Consider the following 20516-nt stretch of genomic DNA (forward strand, 5'->3'; position numbering starts at 1 on the left):
TTCAGGACTCCGACGTGCGGGCTACGGCCCGGGTCTGAAGCAGCGACTCGCGCAGCGCGTTCAGCTGTGTTTCGAACCGAGCGTCGAGTCCGCCTTCCGGGGACTGAAGGATGCAGCCTCCGAGTTCGACGTCTGTGCTGGCGATCCACTGCACGCCGCCGCTCGCCCATGACTCGCGGCCTTCCTCCTGAAGCAACGCGAGATCGTCCGGGTGCATGTGGATCGCAGCCAGCTTCCGGCCGCGCAACTCTTGCATCGCCTTCGCCAGATGCGCGCGCAGAGCCTCGGGACGGATCACGCTTTCGCCGAGCACGCGACAGACGACTTCGAAGCACAGCGCAAGCATGTCGTCCTCCGCCCCGGCGAGCCGGGCTTCGATCCCTGGAGGCAAGGCTGCGATCAAGCCATCGAGAACCCGGACACGCGCCTGGTAGCCCGCAAGCGCCTCCTGCTTCAGCTCCCGGGTCAGGCGTTGCGCATGCTCTTCGAATTCGCGACTGGCCTTCTCGGCGGCTTGGGCTGCGCGTTGCCGGGCTTCCTCGTCGCCGCGTGCGCGACCTTCGATGCTGCCCTTGGCGAAACCTTCCTCATAGCCTCTTTGGCGCGCTTCCTCCTCGATGCGTACCTCATCCGCAAGCGCGGGCCGAGCCGGCACCGCTGGTTCAGCGCGCCGGGATGCCGGCAGGTGCGCAAGACCCGGGCTCGACACCGTAGGAGGCGACGATACCGCCTGGCGTTCGGCGATGCCGCCTGGCTGGCGCGCCCGGTCCTGGGGCCGAGCCAGCGCAACACGGCCCTGCATGACGACATCGCGCAGAATGATCGCCTTCGGAGACGTGTCCTCCTCTCCCCTGGCAGCGGCATCGCCCGCATCCGGCAATTGGGAACTCATCGGCCGAACCTTCCGCGCAGCGATATGCCGCCCAGCACCTGCCGCAAGGGCTGGCTGAATCTGCTCCATGACGATGAACCGCCTGAACCGCTGGCGGAGCGCTCGTGCAGCCTTGCCGACACGCCGGATATCAGCATCGATCGCATGCCCGGTGGCACCTGATAGCCCAGAGGCGTTTCGGACAGACCGGCCTCGATCTTTCTGCGCTGGGCCGGCTCGAGTGCGGCAAGCAGGTCTTCGCGCCAAGGCCAGTCGGCCAGGCGCAGCAACTCGCCGACGAGCCCCAGCGGCTCCAATCGCAAGCATTCGACCAGCGCGCGCACCTGCTGGGCATCGAGCGCATGAAGGGCGGCTTCGTCCGATATCGGGCCGGCGCGCCGTTCGGCGGCGAAAGACGTCGCGGTGGAAGAATCGGCCGGAGTTGCACTAGAGATTGCATCATCGATCAGAGATGGATCGCTCTCGATCCCAAGCGCTTCGAGTTCTGCAAGCAGAGGAAGCAGGTTGGTGCGCTCGGACGAAGGCAGTTCGCCGAGCATCCAGTCCCGGTCGGCAGGAGACATCGCGTGCAGCAGCAGCGCCGCATGGCGCACCCCGCGCGGCTCGGACACACCGGCCTCCAGCTGCGGCCCCGACGACAGATTGAGCGCAGACATCATCAATTGCCTCGCCTGATACCCGCCATACCGGCAGGCGGCATTCCCGGCACACCTGCATTTCCCGAAACGGGATGCCCCGGAGAAGGCTGCCCGGGCACGGGCTCGCGCATCCAGTCGCGTACCTTGCGCAATGCGGCCGCGCGCTCTGATTCGGAGAGCGGTGTGCCGCGCGGTTGCGTCCCTTGTGCAGCAGTACCTGCCCGGCTGGCCCGTACGAGAAGCGCAGTCAGCGCGGCGACAAGGACTCCGGCAGCCAGCAGTTGCCACCACGAGAGCGGCGCATGGTCAATCAGGGAGGTCCTGGTAGAGCTGTCACTGCGCTCATCGATCACGGCCGGACTCGCATCGCTCGGTGCGGCAGCCGCGGCAGCATCTGGTGCCTGGATGGCGCCGCCAACAAGCGATTGCACGACGACAGCGTCACCCCGATCAGGCGATGCGCCTACCGCCGCGGCAATGACCTTCTTGAGTTGCTCTTCCTGTGCAACGTCCAATGCCTTGCGCACGACCGCAACCACCTGAATACGGCGGATGGAACCCGGCTGGCTTACGACCTGCTCGACCCGGCGTCCCACGGCGTATTCCACGTCGCGCTGCGCGCTGCCGCTGCGGGAGCCACCTGTATCGGTGAGCTTGGCGTCGGCAACGGCACCTCCGTCGCGCAGGACCTCACGCTCCCGCACCACCACCCCCGTGGCCTGCAGGCCCGAGCGCGTAGCGGCGGGAAGGACGTCTTCGGTGGTCGTGCGGATCTGGTCCATGTTGAGCGTCACGTCGACACTGGCCAAGGCCTGTCCGGCACCGAAGCTGCGGTCGAGCACGGCCGCAACCTTTCGCGCAAGGTATGCCTCGGTGTCGCGCTTGAGCTCCAGCCGCGCGCCGTTCAGTTCGGCATCGCCGTTGCCCGCTTCCGCACGGGTGAGCGCCACGCCATGGCCGTCGACGATGGTGACATCCTGCGTCGCCATGCCCGGCACAGCGGCCGCCACCAGCCTTTGCACGCCGATGACCTGCTCGGGACGCAGTGCCTGCCCTTGCCGCATCATGAGCGTGATGGAAGCCTTCGCTTTCGAGGTCGCCTGCTTGAACAGGCCCTGTTCGGGCAGCGCCAGCAGCACCCGGACCTCGCGCACTTCCGACAAGGACTGAATCGTGCGTGTGAGCTCGCCCTGGAGCGCGCGCTGGTAGTTGATCTTCTGGGCGAACTCGGTCATGCCGAAGTCCGTGTTGTTGAACAGCTCCAGCCCGACCGCCCCTTGCAGCGGCAGTTCCTTGCCCATCAGCTTGATGCGCGTCGCATGCACGGTCGCCTTGTCGACGAGGATCGACGTGCCGCTGTCGCCCAGGCGGTAGGGAATCTTGAGCCGTTCCAGTTCGGTGGTCATTGCCTGCGCGTCCTGCGGCTTCAGGTCGGAAAACAGGGTCTGGTACTCGGTGTGGAACACCCACCATGCGAGCCCGCCGGTCGCCAGCAGAATGGCCACCACTCCGCCAATGAGACCGGCGCGCGCGCGCAGCGTCAATCCTTGCCAGAAGTTCATATCGGCATCTTCATGATGTCTTGGTAGGCCTCGAGCAGGCGGCTACGCACCTGCATCATCAGCTGGAAGGACACGCGGCTCTCCTCCAGGTTGATCATGATCTGGTGCAGGTTCTGCGCATCGCCCATGGCCAGCTTCTGCAGGTCGACCTGATTGCCGATCAACTGTCCGTTGACCTTGGAGATCCCCTCGGAAACGAGTTGTCCGAATGAACCGGCGACAGCCTCGGAAGAAATACCGGACACGCCAGGCATGGTGGTGGAGGCCTGGGCCTGCAGCACCTGTGCGCCTGTGCCGGCCACCATGGCTTGCGCCTGCGGTGAGAGCGAGGCCAGAGCCTCGATGGGGAGGAATGCGGTCATGCGTTGCTTCCGATGTCGAGCGCCCGGAGGGCAAGGGTGCGAGCCGTGTTCATGGCCGAGACATTGGCCTCGTAGGCCCTGGTCGCGCTCATCATGCTGACCATCTCCGTGGCGGAGTCGACGTTGGCATACGCCACGAAACCGCGTTCGTTCGCAAGCGGATGGCCTGGTTCATAGACCATTCGAGGTGCAACGCCAGCTGCTACAACACGAACCTGAGGGGCTGCCTGCAGGATGTTGTCGGAGGCATCCAACCCGTTGCTGACCAACGCGCCGAATCCGTCCGCAGCGCCAATCGCCGTACCGGTCGACGAGCGAGCCTCGGCCACCACGCGCAGCGGTTGATAGCTGCGGCCATCCACTCCCTGCACGGCATTGGCGTTGGCCAGGTTCAGCGCAGCCACCTCGACGCGCATGCGTTCGACGTTCATTCCAGCCGCGCTGATTGCGAAGGTTTGCGTGTAGTCCATGGCTTATTTCCTGCCGTCGCCGGCGGCCATCGAAAGAATTGCGAAATGACGCGAGAGGCCCTTCACCAGCGCCTGATACTGAACCGCGTTGCGCGCCATCTCCGCCGCCTCCACATCGAGCTGCACCTGCCCTGGAACGCCGAAGTCGTCGACGGCGACCTCCACACGAGGGCGCACCTGGCCAAGCGCGAATGCATCGACGCGCCCCGACTGCTCGATGCTGCGCCGTGCCTCGACGAGCTGATCTTCGAAGCTCACCCGCAGCGGCACATAGCCGACCGCGTTGGCATTGGCGATGTTGGTCGCGATTGCTTGCTGGCGCAGGCTCGCGGCGTCGAGCGCCAATGCCAGCGCCGATCGGGTCACGGCTTCGATGCCATCTGTCATGTCTTTCTCCCGAAGCTTTCTGGATGGAAGTTGATGGATTTGCGGAAAGTAGGCGCCGTCACTGCACGACCAGCTCGCCGTGCAGCGCGCCCGCGGCCTTGACGGCGCGGAGAATCGAAATGACGTCGCGAGTGCTGGTCTTGAGGCGCGCAAGCGACTGGACGAGGTCGGACACCGTGTTGGAGCCAGTCACGAAGCCAGCGCCGTTCTGCTCGTCGACGTCGACTCGCGTGTTGGTCACGATGGCAGTGCGAATGTCGGGCCCGCCATTCCAGATGTTGATCGGCTGCGAGGCCGTGTTCTGGCTGGAGATGGCGATCTTGATGTCACCGTGCGAGATCGCCACCTTCGATATCCGCACGTCGCCTCCTGACACCACTGTTCCGGTTCGTTCGTTGATGACCACCTTCGCGCGACGGTCGGGCTCTACGGTGACGTTCTCGATACGGGTGAAAAGGCTGACGAGTTCGCCACGCTGCGATTCTGGCACCGCGATCTCGATGCCGGAAGCGTCCTTCGCCCTGGCAAGGCCGCTACCGAGCTGGCTGTTGATGGCGGCGGCGACCCGACTGGCCGTGGTGTAGTCGGGTTCAGAGAGAACGAAGGTCACGCTCTGCTTCTCGTCGAGCATCGCCGCGTTGACTCCTACTTCGACGGTCGCTCCGTTGGGTATGGAGCCCGAAGTCGGATGGTTCTTCTGGACCACGTTGCCATTGGCGTCATACCGATAGCCGCCGACCGAGAGCCCGCCTTGGGCCAACGCGTAGACGCGGCCGTTCGCGCCCTTCAGTGGCGTGATCAGCAAGGTCCCGCCGACCAGGCTGCGCGCATCGCCGGCGGAGCTCACAGTCACGTCCAGGGTATCGCCCTCGCGGGCGAAAGTGGGCAGGCTTGCGCTCACCATCACGACGGCCACGTTGCGGCTCTGCACGGCCTCCGGCGCAATCGTGAGATTGAACTGCGAAAGCACGTTGGCCAGCGATTGACGGGTGGCCCGGTTGGCAGGCGAATCGCCCGTGCCCGCAAGGCCGGTCACGATGCCCGTGCCGAACAGTGCGTTGTCGCGCCACCCCTTGAGCTTGCCGAGATCCTTGACGCGTATGGCATCGGCTGCATGCACCGCGGAAATGCCGATGCAAAGAAGAGCCGCAACCGGGAGCGCACAGCGCAAGAGAAGAGTTCGAATGATTCGGAGCATCACAGGCCCAGCCAGTCAAGAATTCGCCGCCATCCGCCGCGACGCGTGCGGTCGGATACATCGCCCTCGCCCACATAGGTAATCCGGGCATCTGCGAGGCGGGTCGACAGAACCACATTGCCATCGGAGATGTCCTGCGGGCGGACACGTCCTTCCAGGTTGACCTTCTGCAGCTCGTCGTTCACCGTGAGCAGTTGCTCGCCCGCCACCTTCAACTCACCGTTGGCCAGCACCTCCTGCACCGTCACGGTAAGGGTGGCGAGCAGCTTGTTGGCGCGCTGGGTGCGGCCTCCGCCATCGAATTCCCCGGAGACGCCGATTCCGAGCTGCCCCACGACCCTGTTGCCTGTATGCGTCACGGAGCCGGTGATGTCGTTGCCGCGCTTGGTACCGGTGTTGGCCGACGTCGATGCAGACGAGTTCTCGAAGACCTGGATGGTCAGCGAATCACCCACGCGAAACGCCTTGTTGTCCGCGGTAAGGGGCCGGAAGCTACCCTCCTGGTACAGGCTTTCGGCGGAGGCAGGCGACAAGGCAGACAGCGCGACAACCACTGCCATGGAGCATTCGCCGATTCGCCGTTTCAGAACACGGATATTCACGGCTGTACCTCGACCTGGCCTCGGCCGGTAACGCGGGCGAGCACCTCCCCGCTTGCGCCCGGAACCTTGACGCGCACGACCTGCCCTTCGCGGCCGTCCTGCAGCACCTCGACTCGGCTTTCCACGGAAACATCGCCGCTGCGCGCCAGAAGATGCGCCCAGTTGCCGCGAGTGACTGCCGGGGTCGTCTCCAGATGCGAACTCGTGAGCACTTCGCCGGGTTTGAGCGGACGCCGCAGGCGCTGACGCCCATCGCTCATGTCGATAGCAGCGTTTGCCGTCACCGGCGAACCCTGTTTGATTGCCGTCAGATCCATTTCGCGCGACGTCATTGCACCGCGCATGACGACGGGATCGACCGACACGCCGCGCTCGACTTCGGTCGTTGCGACGGTCATCGGTGCCCAGGCTCCTACTTCGAAAGTCACGGCCGTCGTCCGTACGAAGCGGCCGTCGACCCATGCATCGACCCATACCAGCATTCGCCGGCCGGGCTGGGCCTGTTCGGCCATCGGGCGCACGCGCAAAGTCGGAGTGCCGGGTGGCAACAGCAGGTCGCGTGCCGTGGATACCGGCTCCACTTCGGCCCGCAAGCTTCGCCGCGACAGCCAATCCAGAAGTGCCGCTCGCGCGGCACCCACAACGGTCTCGCCCGGCACTTGCTGCGCGGCGCTTGTGATCTCCACCTCCGCGGCACCGCTCCATTGGATCGCCGACGGTTGCATGCGAAGGGCACTGTCCACGGTCTGCAGGCCGCTTCGCGCCTCGACCCATCGCGCGATGGTGTCGCGATCGAGAAGAGCGGTGGATCCGAGCCGGGGCGCGGGCCCAAGCGGCAATGCCATCAGGCGGCGCAGCGTGGACAAGTCTTGTGTCGTCAGGAATGCGATGTCTCCCAGACGGACATTGGCCTGTTCGATCTTGACCTGTGGTCGCAGCTCGACGGAAACCAGAGGGGCAGCCGCGGGCGGAGCGGCGCCAGCCGCGGCCGACGCCACCGCGGCGAGCACCGGGAACGCAGCACGCAGGACGATCGAGCCGCCCCGCAGGCAACCACTACTTGCGCAGGCCATTGATCATTCCCAGCATCTCGTCGGACGCCTGCATGACTTTGACGTTGGCCTCGTAGACGCGCTGAGCCACCATGAGGCTCACCATCTCTTCGTTCAACTTGACGTTGGATCCTTCGAGGAAACCCTGCGCCACGGTACCCATGCCGTCTTCGGTCGCCTTGCCGGCAATAGCCTCACCGGAGCTGGAGCTCGATCGATAGAGGTTGTCGCCCTGCGCGAGCAGGCCGGAAGGGCTCGTGAAGCGAACCAACTCCAGCTGTCCAATATCTACCGGCGTCGATTGCCCCGCGACCTGAATGCGCACCCGGCCGTCGCTGTCTATCTGCATGTTCTGCGCGTTGTCGGGAATGGCCAGGTTGGGCTTGAGCGGAAAGCCGCCAGCCGTCGCCAGCAAGCCGTCGCGATTGATCCTGAAGGTTCCGCCTCTGGTGTAGGCGCTCGAGCCGTCGGGCATCGTCACCTCAAGAAAGCCTTCGCCCTGAATGGCGATGTCGAAGGCCGACTCCGTCTTCTTGAGATCGCCCATATCAAACAGCTTGGAGGTCGATGCGACGCCCACGCCGGCCCCAACGCGGCTTCCCGCGCCAAGGATGCCCGCATCCTCCTGAGCAGGCATCATGCGGCCAGCCTCGCGCACCATCAGGTCGGTGAAGCTGACCTTGTTCTTCTTGAAGCCGGTGGTGTTGACGTTGGCCAGGTTGTTCGCGATCGTGTCGACGTTCAACTGCTGGGCCTGCATGCCGGTCGCGCTGATGTAGAGAGCATCGAACATGATGGTTGCCTATTGAAAGATGGGATTGGGGGAAGAATTCGTCAGGAGAGCTCGCCGAGTTTTCGGACGGCGCCGCCGATCATTTCGTCGTAGCCCAAGGCGACTCGCTGCATGGATTCGAAGTGGCGCATCGACTGGATCAGCTGGGCCATTTCCTGCATCGAGTTCACATTCGAGTTCTCGAGGAAGCCCTGACGCAGCTGCACGTCGCTGTCTCTCAGCTGCATCGGCACCTGATCGGTTGTCATGAGTCCTTCGCCCATGCGCCGAAGGCTCTTGGTATCTTCGAACTGGACGACCTTCAGTTGAGCGACCGGGGTCGACTCGACACCGCCGCCCGGCCTGGACTCGAAAACTTGGCCAGTCGCATCGATCACGGGATTGGGGCGGGAAAGCACGATCTCCCCGCCTACGCCCATGACCGGGTTGCCCTGCGGGGTGACGAGACGCCCGCGCGCGTCGAGTTGCCAGCTGCCTTGCCTCGTATAGGCCAACCCGGCTTCAGTTGAAATCTCGAAGAAGCCGGGCGTGGCCAGCGCGACGTCCAGGTTTTGCCCCGTCGTCCTCAATGTTCCGGGCCGCGTATCGCTCTGGATCAGCAACATTGCCGGCGTGATACCCGATGTCTCGGCCCGTGCGTCGCCGGTCATTGCTCCCGCGGCCTGCATGGCATCGGAGAAGGCTGCCCCGTTCGACGGCAACGAAGCAACCACCTCCCGCTTGTAGCCCGGTGTCGCTGCGTTGGCCATGTTCATGCTGATGCGCTCCAGGCGCGCCATGTCCTGCTGCATGCCGTTGAGACTGATGGCGAGTACGTCGGTCATGAATGGATTCCTGGTTCGTCAAAGCTGGACGACGCTGAAAGATTTCAGCTCGATGGTGTGCGGCACTTCAGACATGGACAGCACACGCAGATGCGGCATGACCCGTTCCGACAGCGACCGCACGTGGCGCCGCAACTCGGGCGCGCACAGCAGGACGGGCAGAAGGTTGCTCTTCATCATGCGTTCGGCCTGCTGGACCAGACGCTTCATGAGCTGTTCGGTCAGCCGCGGGTCTAGCACGAAGGGCTGTGCGCCCGCGGCCTCGGTGGCGACGTGGATGCTTTGCAGGAACTGGCTTTCGATCGCCGGATCGAGCGTCAACACCTGCAGCGAAGTGGCCTCCCCGAGAAGCCCCTGGCAGATCGCGTGGCCGAGACGCTGCCGGACTATCTCGGTCAGCTGGCTCGCATCCCTTGTCGTTCGGCCGGCATCCGCCAGCGTCTCGAGGATCGCCTCCACATGACGGATCGAGACCTTCTCCCTCAGCAGGTTCTGCAGCACCTTCTGGACGTCGCTCGATGAAAGCACCGTCGGGATGAGCTCTTCCACCAACCCGGGCTGGCTCTGCCTCACGCGGGACAGCAGCCGGTCAACTTCGGCCCGCGTCAGCAGCGTAGCCGATTCGCGGCGGAGCATCTCGGTCAGATGCGTCATGAAGACGGTCGGCGCATCGACAAGGGTGTACTTCGCCTGGCTTGCTGCGTCGCGCCGGCTTTCCTCGATCCAGAGAGCCGGCAAGCCATAGGTCGGATCGCGCGTCGGCTCGCCGGGAATGGACTTGATGTCCCCTGCGGGGTGAATGGCCAGCAGCCTGTCGGCGCGCGCCTCACCCTTGCCGACGAGCACGCCATCGAGGTGAATTTCGTATCGGTCGGCCGAGAGCCTCGTCGAGTCCCGGAACCGCACGCGGGGCAGCACGAGACCGAACTCCTGTGCATGCTGCTTGCGGAACGTGGAAATTCGCTCCATGAAGACGCTGCCGGGCTGGTTGATCACCGGAACCCAGTTGGCGCCAAGGTGGACCTCGATGGGTTCGACCTGCAGCAGCGCATACGGATCATCGGCCGACGCAGCCGACGAACCATCCGCGGCAGGCGCCACATCGCCGACGGCGTCGCTGCTGGTGCTGCCCCCCGACGCAACGGACTTGGCGTTCGCGATGCGATACAGGACCACGGCTGCGAGCAGGAAACAGATCGAGAGCACAAGCGTGGGCAGCGCCGGGATGCCCGGCAACGCCAGCAGCCCTCCCAGGGCCAGGGCGACCAGGAGAAGCGTCTTGGGGAACGAGCTCACCTGCCGCAACGCCTCTCGACTCAAGTTGGCATCGGAAGCCGATCTTGTGACGATGATGCCGGTGCCGACGGCAATCACGAGGGCCGGCACCTGCGTCACGATACCGTCGCCGATGGTCAGCAGGGTATAGGTCTGAAGCGCCTGGCCCCATGGCATGCCATGCTGCATCACGCCGATCACCAGTCCACCGATGATGTTGATCAGCAGGATGATGATGCCCGCGATGGCATCGCCCTTGACGAACTTGCTTGCACCATCCATCGCACCGTAGAAGCCGGCTTCCTTCTCTAGATTCTTGCGGCGACGCTGGGCTTCCGCCTGATCGATGAAGCCCATATTGAGATCGGCGTCGATGCTCATCTGCTGGCCTGGCATGCTGTCGAGCGTGAATCGCGCGGCAACCTCGGACACTCGCTGCGCACCGCTGGTCACCACGACGTACTGCACGACGATCAGGATCAGGAAGACGATCAGGCCGATGACGTAGTTGCCGCCCACAACAAATGCGCCGATAGCACCGATGACGCGGCCCGCGTCACCGTCGGAAAGGATCAGCCGGGTGGCCGCCACGTTGAGGGACAGGCGAAACAACGTGGCAATCAGGAGCAGCGACGGGAAGGTCGAGAACTCCACGGGCCTTGCCATGTAGAAGGTCAGCAGCAGGACCAGAAAGGCGAAGCTGAAATTGCAGAGAATCAGAAAATCGAGCAGGCCGCTGGGAATGGGCGCGAACAGCACGACCAACACACCCAGCACCAGCAGCACCAGAGCGATGTCGCTGTGCTTGCCAAGCACTCTCGCCAATGTGCTCACGATGACGATGCTCCCGCCGTCCTGCGGCCTTGCTGCTGATCCCGCATCGCGAAGACCCACACGATGATTTGCGCCACCTGTGCATAGAGCTCGGGCGGCACCGGATGATCAACCGGCAGGTCCTTGTAGATGCGCCTTGCCAGTACCGGGTTCTGGACGACCGGGATGCGATGTTGCGCAGCAATCTCGCGCATCGCAGCCGCCATGTGCCCTGCTCCCTTGGCCAGCAACTGAGGCGATGCCATCCGGCCGTGCTCATACTTCAGCGCAACCGCAATGTGAGTGGGGTTGGTGATCACCACATCGGCATTGCGCGTCTGGCGCAATGCTTGGCTGCGCTTGAGCATCTCGCGGCGCAGCTCCCGAAGACGCGAACGGATTCGCGGATCGCCTTCGCGGTTCTTGGTCTCGTCCTTGAGTTCCCGCTGGCTCATTCGCATCTTCTTCGCGAATTCGCGCCGCGTGTACATCAGGTCGAGCAACGCGATCAGGCCTAGCACCAACGCCATCTTGAGACCGATGCTTGCCAGATCGTCCAGAAGGATGCGCAGATAGCCGATGGCCGAAAGAGAGGCCAGCGCATAGAACTGGCTCGTCAGCGCCTTGAGGCTCAGCACGGCAACCAGCGAGAGCAGCACCAGCTTGATGAGCGCCCGCGCACCGTCGAACAGGATGCGCATCGAAAACAGTTTCTTCAGACCGTTCACAGGATTGATGCGATCGAAGTCCATCTTCACCGGATCGACGGACAGGATCGGGCCGGTCTGCATCATGTTGCCAATGACCGCGGCGAGCATGACTGCCGCGAAGAATGGCGCAGCAAGCGTCAACGTGGCACGCAGGGATCGGTCGATCATTGGCCAGAGCCCGACGCCTGAGGCGTCCATTCGCCCGGCATGGATCAGCACGGCCTGGTCGAAACGGAACTGGGCAGACACGGCGCCAAACCCGCGCCAGGTCATGTACACGATGGCAACGGTAAACACCACGGCTGCGACGACATCCGCGCTCTTTGCAACCTGCCCGCGCTCGCGGGCCTTCTGCAGCTTGTATGGCGTGGCCGCTTCGTTGCGATCGAGATCCTGTTCGGCCATCAGCGCCCCTGTCCCGTCTTCGGCGATGCCGCGGCAAAGATGCCTTCCCAGGCGTCAGTGATGCTTGCGTAGGTCCGGGTCATCACGCCGCCTATACCCATGAACCAGAGTGACAGTGCAACCAGACCAACGATGATCTTCACAGGAATGCCCATCGTGAACATGTTCATCTGGGGCAAGTTGCGACTGACGACTCCCAAGGCGAACTCGACCAGCAGGATGCAGAAGACCACGGGCGCGGCGAGCGCAAAGCCGAGGCCGAAGAGGCCGGCGGCCTGCTTCAGCACAGGAGCCGCGGCACCCGCGACAGACCAGGCCGCACCAACTGGAAATCGCTCTAGGCTATAGGCGATGCCCCTCAGCAGGGCGTGGTGCCCATTGACCAGGAAGAAAACCAGAACCGCGAGATATCCAAATGCGGAAGTGAGGATAGGTACCGGACGCTTCGTGACGGGGTCGACGATTTGGGCCATGCCAAAGCCCAGTTGCACGTCCAACAGTTGGCCTGCAATGGCAAACGCGGCAAAGGCCAGCAGAACTCCTAGACCGAGGACAGCGCCGAGTGCGAGCTCCGACATGGCCGCCGCTAGCAAACCACTCCATCCGTTGAATTGCGTCTCAGGGGCCGACAAGCCTGCTGCCAATGCAATCGAAATGCCGATTACCAGCAGCATCCGTACCGAGGCAGGCATCGGAATGGCATAGAGGACTGGCGTCATGAGCAGCGTCGCAGCCACTCGCAGCGCGAGCAGACCGACGAGGCTCGGCCACGCCGAATTGAGCAGAAGAAAGCTCACATCAAGACTCGAAGCTCAGAACAGCGACGGAATACCGCTCCAGAGTTGGACGGTGAATTGAGTGAGTTTGCGGAGCATCCACGGGCCGGCAACGATCATGACGGCCGCTGCTGTAAGCAGCTTTGGAACGAATGTCAGCGACATTTCCTGGACCTGGGTAACTACCTGAAGGATGCTGATCAATACTCCAATCAGCATGGTCAGCCCCAAAAGAGGAAGACACACCAGCAGCCCCGTCCAGAACAGGTCCGACATCATCTTCAACGCCAAGTCCGCGTGCATGCAATCCTCCCTCTTGCACCGGTCAAACTTTTTTAGATGAAAGGCAGCTCATGCAGCCATTCATAATAAGTTTAACCTAGCGTTACTCTTTTTATCCCAGATTTAGATATTTTTCAAAACCTATTTGATTAGTACGAAAATATTAAAATTGAGAACCAAATTCAGCAATGAGCCAATAAAAAACCCCTGAGCTAAACATCGCTCAGGGGTTGAATTTGAGAACTTCTGATTTAAATGGTGCCGCTTGTCGGAATCGAACTGACGACCTTCCGCTTACAAGGCGGGTGCTCTACCAATTGAGCTAAAGCGGCTGAATTTGAGTGCGTGATTCTAGTGGCAGCGCTGGCCGGCCGACTGTTACTTGATGCGCTTGAGCGACGGCCGGCTGCCGCCGCCGGACGGCGGGCGCGGCGGCTCGTCGACCGGGTCTGCGGGAGCGCCGGCATCGACTGTCTCGCTGCCCTCTTCGCCCGTCACCAGATGAACGATCTTGCCTGCATCGCCCTCGGAGCCGCTGCTGCTGCCGCGCGAGGCGTCGCGCAGCGGCGCACGAGCGGGTGCCTGGGTGAGCGCCGGAGCGTCGTCGGCATCGCCGTTCGAAGAAACGGCCGGAGCCGGCGCCGGAAACGCCATGCCCTGCCCGTTCTCGCGCGCATAGATGGCGATCACGCGCCCTACCGGCACGCTGATTTCACGCGCCGTGCCCGCGAAGCGGGCCTTGAACTCGATGAAGTCGTTGCCGAGCTTGAGCGAGCTGGTTGCGTCGAAGCTGATGTTGAGCACGATCTCGCCGTTCTTCACGTACTCGCGCGGGACCTGGACAGTTTCGTCGACCTGCACCGCGACGTAGGGCGTGAAGCCGTTGTCGGTGCACCATTCGTACAGCGCCCGGATTAGGTACGGGCGGGTGGAGGACGACTCGAGCGCGTTGATCATGAAATTGGTACCAAACAATCGCGAAATCGCGGCCTCGAATCGGCCACCGTCTCTTCGCGGAACACCGCGGAACCGGCTTTGCCGGRCCGCTGGTGTTGCCCCCGGAAGGGGCTTGGCGAAGCGACACGAAGTGCGCGAAGCCTGGGGGCGATCTTAATTACTTTCGCATGACCTTTTCGGACGGGGTCAGTGCTTCGATGTAGGCCGGGCGCGAGAAGATGCGCTCGGCGTACTTCAGCAGCGGCGCGGCGTTCTTGCTCAGGTCGATGCCGTAGTAGTCGAGGCGCCACAGCAGCGGCGCGATGGCCACGTCGAGCATCGAGAAGTTGTCGCCCAGCATGTACTTGTTCTTGAGGAACACGGGTGCCAGCTGCGTGAGGCGGTCTCGGATGTGCGAGCGGGCCTTTTCGAGCGCCTTCTCGTTGCCCTTGGTGGTGCGGTTCTCGAGGGTGGAGACGTGCACGAAGAGTTCCTTCTCGAAGTTGAGCAGGAACAGGCGCACGCGGGCGCGATCGACCGGGTCGCCGGGCATCAGCTGGGGGTGCGGGAAGCGCTCGTCGATGTACTCGTTGATGATGTTCGACTCGTACAGGATCAGGTCGCGTTCGACCAGGATCGGCACCTGGCCGTACGGGTTCATCACGCTGATGTCTTCGGGCTTGTTGTAGAGATCGACGTCGCGGATCTCGAAGTCCATGCCCTTTTCGAACAACACGAAGCGGCAGCGGTGGGAAAAGGGGCAGGTCGTTCCTGAATACAAGACCATCATGGCGAGAGACTCCTAAAAATCAAAAAGAGTGGGTCGCGTTGGCAACCCACTCTGTGGGACCGGATGCCCGAGGGTATCCGGTCGGCATGCACGGAACTACTTGACGTCTTTCCAATACGAGGCGTTCAGCCGCCACACGAATACCACCGACATGGCCAGGAACAGCAGCACCCACACGCCGATGCGCACGCGGGTGTTCTGTGCCGGTTCGGCCATCCATTGCAGGTAACTCACAAGGTCGCCGACCGCATTGTCGAATTGCACGGGTGTCATGGTGCCGGGAGTGACTTGCTCCCAGCCCTTGAACACTTCGGTTTCGTGGCCGTGCTGTTCGACCTTGGTGTAGACCGGGCGGCGCTCGCCTTGCAGTTCCCACAGGGGGTTCGGCATGGCGACGCTAGGGAACAGGAGGTTGTTCCAGCCGGTGGCCTTGGTTTCGTCGCGGTAGTAGGTGCGCAGGTAAGTGTAGAGGTAGTCGGCGCCGGTGCCGCCGTGGCCGGCACGCGAGCGCGCGACCAGCGTCAGGTCGGGCGGCGTGGTGCCGAACCAGTCCTTGGCCTGGCGCGCGTCGATGTTGGCCTTCATGGTCTCGCCGACCTTGTCGGTCGTGAACAGAAGGTTGTCCTTGATCTGCTGCTCGGTGATGCCGATGTCCTGCAGGCGGTTGTAGCGCATGAAGGCGGCCGAGTGGCAATTCAGGCAGTAGTTGACGAACAGCTTGGCGCCGTTCTGCAGCGCGCTCACGTCGTTCGTCTTGTTGGGGGCCTTGTCCCACGCGATGCCCCCGGACTCGGCCGATGCCGCCGCGGAGAAGGTCAGGCCCAGCGCGAGACCCAGGACCGCGAGCCAGCCGGAAATGCTTTTCTTCATCGTGTTTCTCTCAGCTCTCTTGGCTTCTGGTTCTCATCAATGGGCGGCGAAGACCACGCGCTCGGGCACGGTCTTGAACTCGCCCTTGCGGCTCCACCACGGCATCAGCAGGAAGAAGCCGAAGTACACGAGCGTGCCGATCTGCGAGATGGTCTGCGCGATGTCCAGCTTGAACGAACCGATGGCCAGTTCGCCCCAGACGCCGGGAGGCTGGATGCCCAGATAGCCCAGGATCAGGAAGAAGAACACGAAGAGGCCGTACACGTACTTGTGCCAGCCCGGACGGTAACGGATCGACTTGACTTCACTGTGGTCRAGCCACGGCAGGAAGAACAGGATGATGACCGAGCCGCCCATGACGACAACGCCCCAGAACTTGGCGTCGAAGGTCTTGAGCAGGAAGACCGCCACGATCGCGACGACGACGGCCGCGATCTTCAGGCCCATGCCCGACTTGCCCTTGATGAAGTTCCAGGCCGCGGCCACGACGATGATCAGCGAGAACACGTTGACCATGTCGTCGGTGGTCGCGCGCAGCATCGAATAGAACGGCGTGAAGTACCACACCGGGGCGATGTGGTTCGGCGTCTTCAGCGAGTCGGCCGGAATGAAGTTGTTGTATTCGAGGAAGTAGCCGCCTGCCTCGGGCGCGAAGAAGATCACCGCCGAGAAGATCGTGAGGAACACCACCACGCCGAAGATGTCGTGCACGGTGTAGTACGGATGCGACGGAATGCCGTCCAGCGGATGGCCATCGGGGCCGCGCTTGGCCTTGATCTCGATGCCGTCGGGGTTGTTCGAACCCACTTCGTGCAGCGCGATCAGGTGGGCCACCACCAGGCCGAGCAGCACCAGCGGCACGGCGATCACGTGGAAGCTGAAGAAGCGGTTCAGCGTGGCATCGCTCACCACGTAGTCGCCGCGGATCAGCAGGGCCAGGTCGGGACCGACGAACGGGATGGCGGCGAACAGGTTCACGATCACCTGGGCGCCCCAGTAGGACATCTGGCCCCAGGGCAGCAGGTAGCCCATGAAGGCCTCGGCCATCAGGCACAGGAAGATCGCGCAGCCGAACACCCAGATCAGTTCGCGCGGCTTGCGGTAGCTGCCGTACATGAGGCCGCGGAACATGTGCAGGTACACCACGATGAAGAACGCCGAGGCGCCCGTCGAGTGGATGTAGCGGATCAGCCAGCCCCACGGCACGTCGCGCATGATGTACTCGACCGATGCGAACGCCTGGTTCGCGTCGGGCTTGTAGTGCATGACGAGGAAGATGCCGGTGACGATCTGGATCACCAGCACCAGCATCGCCAGCGAGCCGAAGATGTACCAGAAGTTGAAGTTCTTCGGCGCGTAGTACTTGCCCCACTGGTCGTTCCACAGCTTGCTCAGCGGGAAACGGTTGTCGACCCAGTTCAGCAGCTTGGCGCCGGCGGGTGCGTTGGGGGAAATCTCGTGGAATTCAGCCATGTTCTTCTTCCGCCTCAGGCCTTCTTGGAGTCTTCACCGATCAGGAGCTTGGTGTCCGACAGGTACATGTGCGGCGGCACCGGCAGGTTGTCGGGCGCAGGCTTGTTCTTGAAGACCCGGCCGGCCAGGTCGAAAGTGGAACCGTGGCATGGGCAGAGGAAGCCGCCTTCCCAGTCGTTCGGCAGCGAAGGCTGCGGGCCGGCCTGGAAGCGGTCGGTCGGCGAGCAGCCCAGGTGGGTGCAGATGCCGACCACGACGAGCACGTCGGGCTTGATGGAGCGGTGCTCGTTCTGTGCGTACTTGGGGGTGAATTCGTCGGGATGACGCTTGGAAAGGGGGTCGGCCAACTGGCTGTCGAGCTTGGGGAGTTCGGCGATCTGCTCGGGGGTGCGCTTGAGGATCCAGACCGGCTTGCCCCGCCATTCGACGGTGATCTTCTCGCCGACCTTGAGGCCCGAGATATCGACCTCGACCGCGGCGCCCGCAGCCTTGGCCTTCTCGGAGGGCTGGAAAGTGCTCACAAAGGGGATGGCGGTGGCCACGCCGCCTGCCACGCCAGCGCAGCTGGATGCAATCAACCACGTGCGCTTGCTGGTGTCGATCCGGGGCGAGCCGGAGGTCATGTCACTCATGGGGATCCTCTTGTCTTCTTCGCTGGAGCAGGAGTCAACCCGCGATTGTAGCGGGGCGCTGAAAGGATATTCAATGGGCGCCACGCGCGTGGCCGGCCGCCGCAAGCCCCGCGCGCAGCCTCCTTCGGGCCTGCGCGAGGGATCGCGCCGGTCGGCGGAGATGGCGCACGGACAGGGAAAGTACTACGGGCAAAAAACCGACAGCCGGCCAGCAGGAGGCCGCGACCGCGCGGCCGGATGCTGTCGCCGCGGGGACTTCAGTTCAGAAGCCCGTGCTGCATCGCCTCGTGGACCGCCTGGGTCCGCGACTTGACCGAGAGCTTGCGATAGATGCTCTTCGCGTGGAACTCGATGGTGTTCACCGACAGGTACACCGCCTCGGCGATCTGCCGGTTGCTCCAGCCCTGCGCGATCAGGCGCAGCACCTTGAGCTCGCGCGGCGACAGCAGGCCCTGCGGCAGCCTGGAATCGGAGACGTCAGCCTGCGACTTCTGCTGTTGCTGCTGATGCGGCGCTTCGCCCTGCACGCGGATGGGTTCGATCGTGCGCGCCTTCGCGGACGCGGCGATCGAACCGAGGATGCGCCGCGCGATGCGCGAATCCATCGGCGAGCCGCCGCGCTCGATGGAGCGCAGCAGATAGGCGAGCTCCGCATCGTCGGTTTCGGTAAGCAGATACCCGATGGCGCCGGCGGCGATCGCGGCGTTCACAAGCTGCTGGTCGTCGGTTGCCGACATGCCGATGCACTCGATGCGCGGATAGGTCTGGCGCACATGATGAAGAACGGCGGCACCGTCGTTGCCCTGCAGCCGCATGTCAACCAGCACCAGGTCGTAAGGCAACGCAGCCAGCAGATTGAACGCCTCGGCCCTTCCCGACGCCACCACCACGCGGCGATGCGGTGCGAGCTCGCAAAGGATGCGCCGCATGCGGTCGGCGCAGGCGGTGTCGTCCGCGACGATCAGCGCGGCATGGAAGACGCCGCCATACAACTGCGCTGCCGTCGGTACCGGCGTCGAAGTGGCCGAAGAGGTGTAGTGGATGTTCATTTCCATGTCCGCTGTCCTGCGTCGTTTCCTGCCTTGCCGCAGCGGACCTGGTCCGTACTGCGCGTGCCGATGCCTTTGCCGATGTCCAAGAAAAAATTGATCACGCGACGTCCTCTGGCTCTTTCGCCACCCTTGGGTAGCTTCGAAATGTTGTCTTTCGTTTCAGATACCGCAGGAACGATGCCCACTCGGACGAACGCCGGCACCCACAGCGCAAGGACGCGTGTAGTACTTTGATTTCGTTGAAGAAATTGCTCGAAACGAGCTGAAGAACGAGCGCGCGCGAAGGCCTTGCGAAGGCCGCTTTCAGGCCGTTGTTACGTGCGGGTTACCGCGCGTGTTACGTAGCACCGCGACACACGAAACGCGTGCGAGACCGCATCTTCAAACGTCAATACGCGATTCATGCGATGCCCGCAAAGCCGCATGCGCATTGGCTTCGGGGCCCTTGTATGCATTCGTCGGCATCGCATCGGCCGACATGCATACATCCATAACTACGGATACCGGTGATGTTCAGCAAAGACCTCGATTCCTAGCATCGGTTGCATTGGGTAACTCGATGAAACCCAACCCTGCTTTCACGCGACGAGGGCGTGTGAAAGACCAGAAATGGCAACTGATTTCTTCAAGGAAGAAAGTCCAAATGACTACATCACAGCGCTCCAGTGTTCGCTCTTTCATTGTTCGCCGTCCGGGCGTGAGCCGTCTTCTCGCTTCGGTGCTTGTTGGCGCCGGTTACGTGATGACTCTGCCAATGGCCAACGCACAGGTCACCATTGGTGGACAGAATGTCCATGCCGGTAGCGTCGTCAATAACAGCAACAATGGCGGTGTGCTTGCCGCGCCCGGCGGTGTATCCACAACATCCCTGACAGCCGGCTCTGTGACTGCCAGCGGCATTGACGTCACCGGAAACGTGACCGCAGCAGGCGCCAACATCGCTTCCTTGACGGCCGGCAATGCCAACATCACCGGCACCGTAACGACCGGCGGTGTTCAGGCAACCAACGGGACCTTCACCGGCAACCTTGGGGCCAACGTACTCACCGCAGCGACGGGTACGATCACGAATCTCACATCCACCAGCATCAGCACCGGCTCGCTCACCGCGGGAACAGTCAGTGCGACAAACACCACGACGTCCAATCTGTCGGCCACCGCCGGCACGATCAACACGTTGAGCGCAACCAACGTCGGCACCACGGACCTGACCGCCAGCAACGGCACGATCAATACGCTGAGCGCCACCAACGTCAGCACCACGGACCTGACCGCCAGCAATGGCACGATCAATACGCTGAGCGCCACCAACGTCAGCACCACGGATCTGACCGCCAGCAATGGCACGATCAACACGCTGAGCGCAACCAACGTCAGCACCACGGATCTGACCGCCAGCAATGGCACGATCAACACGCTGAGCGCCACCAACGTCAGCACCACCGATCTGACCGCCAGCAACGGCACCATCAACACGCTGAGCGCCACCAACGTCAGCACCACGGATCTGACCGCCAGCAACGGCACGATCAACACGCTGAGCGCAACCAACGTCAGCACCACGGACCTGACCGCCAGCAACGGCACCATCAACACGCTGAGCGCAACCAACGTCAGCACCACCGATCTGACCGCCAGCAATGGCACGATCAACACGCTGAGCGCCACCAACGTCAGCACCACCGATCTGACCGCCAGCAACGGCACGATCAACACGCTGAG

22 protein-coding genes and 1 tRNA gene are annotated in these 20516 nt (G+C 63.1%); 1 reads left to right on the forward strand and 22 read right to left on the reverse strand.

The window, feature by feature from the left end; translation table 11 throughout:
* Position 1: 1 nt before the first annotated feature.
* The 22 genes from QMO14_RS21625 to QMO14_RS21730 all read right to left on the reverse strand — a co-directional run bounded on the left by QMO14_RS21625 (position 2) and on the right by QMO14_RS21730 (position 18797).
* Positions 2–892: a FliH/SctL family protein gene (locus QMO14_RS21625; RefSeq protein WP_301509654.1), complete on the reverse strand. Its 891-nt coding sequence runs from the start codon at positions 890–892 to the stop codon at positions 2–4.
* Entirely contained in the window at positions 889–1551 is a 663-nt protein-coding gene (locus QMO14_RS21630; RefSeq protein ID WP_301509656.1) for a hypothetical protein, read from the reverse strand. The genes QMO14_RS21625 and QMO14_RS21630 overlap by 4 nt, the downstream gene beginning before the upstream one ends.
* Complete coding sequence (fliF, locus tag QMO14_RS21635) at positions 1551–3092, reverse strand: flagellar basal-body MS-ring/collar protein FliF (RefSeq protein ID WP_301509657.1); 1542 nt, start codon at positions 3090–3092, stop codon at positions 1551–1553. The genes QMO14_RS21630 and fliF overlap by 1 nt, the downstream gene beginning before the upstream one ends.
* Positions 3089–3454 carry a flagellar hook-basal body complex protein FliE gene (gene fliE, locus QMO14_RS21640; protein ID WP_301509659.1) on the reverse strand — a complete coding sequence of 122 codons (366 nt, stop codon included), beginning with the start codon at positions 3452–3454 and terminating at the stop codon, positions 3089–3091. The genes fliF and fliE overlap by 4 nt, the downstream gene beginning before the upstream one ends.
* Positions 3451–3924, reverse strand: a complete 474-nt coding sequence (flgC, locus tag QMO14_RS21645; RefSeq protein WP_301509660.1) for a flagellar basal body rod protein FlgC — start codon at positions 3922–3924, stop codon at positions 3451–3453. The genes fliE and flgC overlap by 4 nt, the downstream gene beginning before the upstream one ends.
* Positions 3925–3927: 3 nt before the next feature.
* Positions 3928–4311, reverse strand: coding sequence for a flagellar basal body protein (locus QMO14_RS21650; RefSeq protein ID WP_301509662.1), 384 nt, complete (start codon positions 4309–4311; stop codon positions 3928–3930).
* 58 nt (positions 4312–4369) lie between these two features.
* On the reverse strand, positions 4370–5431 hold the full coding sequence (locus QMO14_RS21655; RefSeq protein ID WP_301509663.1) for a flagellar basal body P-ring protein FlgI: 1062 nt from the start codon (positions 5429–5431) through the stop codon (positions 4370–4372).
* A 77-nt stretch (positions 5432–5508) separates the two neighbouring features.
* Entirely contained in the window at positions 5509–6111 is a 603-nt protein-coding gene (locus QMO14_RS21660) for a flagellar basal body L-ring protein FlgH (RefSeq protein WP_301509665.1), read from the reverse strand.
* Positions 6108–7184 (reverse strand): flagellar basal body P-ring formation chaperone FlgA, encoded by a 1077-nt coding sequence (gene flgA, locus QMO14_RS21665; protein ID WP_301509666.1) that lies wholly within the window; start codon positions 7182–7184, stop codon positions 6108–6110. Before flgA ends, QMO14_RS21660 begins: the two co-directional genes overlap by 4 nt.
* Positions 7168–7956 carry a flagellar basal-body rod protein FlgG gene (flgG, locus tag QMO14_RS21670; RefSeq protein ID WP_301509667.1) on the reverse strand — a complete coding sequence of 263 codons (789 nt, stop codon included), beginning with the start codon at positions 7954–7956 and terminating at the stop codon, positions 7168–7170. The genes flgA and flgG overlap by 17 nt, the downstream gene beginning before the upstream one ends.
* Positions 7957–7997: 41 nt before the next feature.
* Positions 7998–8780: a flagellar hook-basal body protein gene (locus tag QMO14_RS21675; protein ID WP_301509668.1), complete on the reverse strand. Its 783-nt coding sequence runs from the start codon at positions 8778–8780 to the stop codon at positions 7998–8000.
* A gap of 18 nt (positions 8781–8798) precedes the next feature.
* Entirely contained in the window at positions 8799–10889 is a 2091-nt protein-coding gene (gene flhA / locus QMO14_RS21680; protein ID WP_301509669.1) for a flagellar biosynthesis protein FlhA, read from the reverse strand.
* Complete coding sequence (locus QMO14_RS21685; RefSeq protein ID WP_301509670.1) at positions 10886–11983, reverse strand: flagellar biosynthesis protein FlhB; 1098 nt, start codon at positions 11981–11983, stop codon at positions 10886–10888. Before QMO14_RS21685 ends, flhA begins: the two co-directional genes overlap by 4 nt.
* Complete coding sequence (gene fliR / locus QMO14_RS21690; RefSeq protein WP_301509672.1) at positions 11983–12780, reverse strand: flagellar biosynthetic protein FliR; 798 nt, start codon at positions 12778–12780, stop codon at positions 11983–11985. The genes QMO14_RS21685 and fliR overlap by 1 nt, the downstream gene beginning before the upstream one ends.
* A 15-nt stretch (positions 12781–12795) precedes the next feature.
* The gene (locus QMO14_RS21695; protein ID WP_301509674.1) at positions 12796–13062 is read right to left on the reverse strand and encodes a flagellar biosynthetic protein FliQ; all 267 of its coding nucleotides are present in this window, start codon (positions 13060–13062) and stop codon (positions 12796–12798) included.
* A gap of 235 nt (positions 13063–13297) precedes the next feature.
* Positions 13298–13373: transfer RNA gene (locus QMO14_RS21700), tRNA-Thr, on the reverse strand.
* 46 nt (positions 13374–13419) lie between these two features.
* Positions 13420–13998, reverse strand: a complete 579-nt coding sequence (locus QMO14_RS21705; protein ID WP_301509676.1) for a ClpXP protease specificity-enhancing factor — start codon at positions 13996–13998, stop codon at positions 13420–13422.
* A gap of 157 nt (positions 13999–14155) precedes the next feature.
* Positions 14156–14767, reverse strand: coding sequence for a glutathione S-transferase N-terminal domain-containing protein (locus tag QMO14_RS21710; RefSeq protein WP_007835362.1), 612 nt, complete (start codon positions 14765–14767; stop codon positions 14156–14158).
* Positions 14768–14863: 96 nt separating this feature from the next.
* Entirely contained in the window at positions 14864–15637 is a 774-nt protein-coding gene (locus QMO14_RS21715) for a cytochrome c1 (RefSeq protein ID WP_019654379.1), read from the reverse strand.
* A 36-nt stretch (positions 15638–15673) separates the two neighbouring features.
* Positions 15674–17110 carry a cytochrome bc complex cytochrome b subunit gene (locus QMO14_RS21720; RefSeq protein ID WP_301509683.1) on the reverse strand — a complete coding sequence of 479 codons (1437 nt, stop codon included), beginning with the start codon at positions 17108–17110 and terminating at the stop codon, positions 15674–15676.
* A 14-nt stretch (positions 17111–17124) separates the two neighbouring features.
* Positions 17125–17742 carry a ubiquinol-cytochrome c reductase iron-sulfur subunit gene (petA, locus tag QMO14_RS21725; protein WP_301509686.1) on the reverse strand — a complete coding sequence of 206 codons (618 nt, stop codon included), beginning with the start codon at positions 17740–17742 and terminating at the stop codon, positions 17125–17127.
* A gap of 257 nt (positions 17743–17999) precedes the next feature.
* Positions 18000–18797 carry a response regulator transcription factor gene (locus QMO14_RS21730; protein ID WP_301509687.1) on the reverse strand — a complete coding sequence of 266 codons (798 nt, stop codon included), beginning with the start codon at positions 18795–18797 and terminating at the stop codon, positions 18000–18002.
* Positions 18798–19437: 640 nt separating this feature from the next.
* Here QMO14_RS21730 and QMO14_RS21735 point away from each other — a divergent pair.
* On the forward strand, positions 19438–20516 hold a 1079-nt coding region (locus QMO14_RS21735), incomplete at its 3' end, for a beta strand repeat-containing protein (RefSeq protein WP_367618164.1).

Source organism: Variovorax sp. CAN15 (assembly GCF_030462475.1).
Classification (GTDB): Bacteria; Pseudomonadota; Gammaproteobacteria; order Burkholderiales; family Burkholderiaceae_C; genus Variovorax.

What these genes read in the sequence shown, in the direction of transcription:
- QMO14_RS21625 (WP_301509654.1), bottom strand. Translation starts at nt 892, where the DNA reads ATGAGTTCCCAATTGCCGGATGCGGGCGATGCCGCTGCCAGGGGAGAG.
- QMO14_RS21630 (WP_301509656.1), bottom strand. Translation starts at nt 1,551, where the DNA reads ATGATGTCTGCGCTCAATCTGTCGTCGGGGCCGCAGCTGGAGGCCGGT.
- fliF (WP_301509657.1), bottom strand. Translation starts at nt 3,092, where the DNA reads ATGAACTTCTGGCAAGGATTGACGCTGCGCGCGCGCGCCGGTCTCATT.
- fliE (WP_301509659.1), bottom strand. Translation starts at nt 3,454, where the DNA reads ATGACCGCATTCCTCCCCATCGAGGCTCTGGCCTCGCTCTCACCGCAG.
- flgC (WP_301509660.1), bottom strand. Translation starts at nt 3,924, where the DNA reads ATGGACTACACGCAAACCTTCGCAATCAGCGCGGCTGGAATGAACGTC.
- QMO14_RS21650 (WP_301509662.1), bottom strand. Translation starts at nt 4,311, where the DNA reads ATGACAGATGGCATCGAAGCCGTGACCCGATCGGCGCTGGCATTGGCG.
- flgA (WP_301509666.1), bottom strand. Translation starts at nt 7,184, where the DNA reads ATGGCCTGCGCAAGTAGTGGTTGCCTGCGGGGCGGCTCGATCGTCCTG.
- flgG (WP_301509667.1), bottom strand. Translation starts at nt 7,956, where the DNA reads ATGTTCGATGCTCTCTACATCAGCGCGACCGGCATGCAGGCCCAGCAG.
- QMO14_RS21675 (WP_301509668.1), bottom strand. Translation starts at nt 8,780, where the DNA reads ATGACCGACGTACTCGCCATCAGTCTCAACGGCATGCAGCAGGACATG.
- QMO14_RS21685 (WP_301509670.1), bottom strand. Translation starts at nt 11,983, where the DNA reads ATGGCCGAACAGGATCTCGATCGCAACGAAGCGGCCACGCCATACAAG.
- QMO14_RS21695 (WP_301509674.1), bottom strand. Translation starts at nt 13,062, where the DNA reads ATGCACGCGGACTTGGCGTTGAAGATGATGTCGGACCTGTTCTGGACG.
- QMO14_RS21705 (WP_301509676.1), bottom strand. Translation starts at nt 13,998, where the DNA reads ATGATCAACGCGCTCGAGTCGTCCTCCACCCGCCCGTACCTAATCCGG.
- QMO14_RS21710 (WP_007835362.1), bottom strand. Translation starts at nt 14,767, where the DNA reads ATGATGGTCTTGTATTCAGGAACGACCTGCCCCTTTTCCCACCGCTGC.
- QMO14_RS21715 (WP_019654379.1), bottom strand. Translation starts at nt 15,637, where the DNA reads ATGAAGAAAAGCATTTCCGGCTGGCTCGCGGTCCTGGGTCTCGCGCTG.
- petA (WP_301509686.1), bottom strand. Translation starts at nt 17,742, where the DNA reads ATGAGTGACATGACCTCCGGCTCGCCCCGGATCGACACCAGCAAGCGC.
- QMO14_RS21730 (WP_301509687.1), bottom strand. Translation starts at nt 18,797, where the DNA reads ATGGAAATGAACATCCACTACACCTCTTCGGCCACTTCGACGCCGGTA.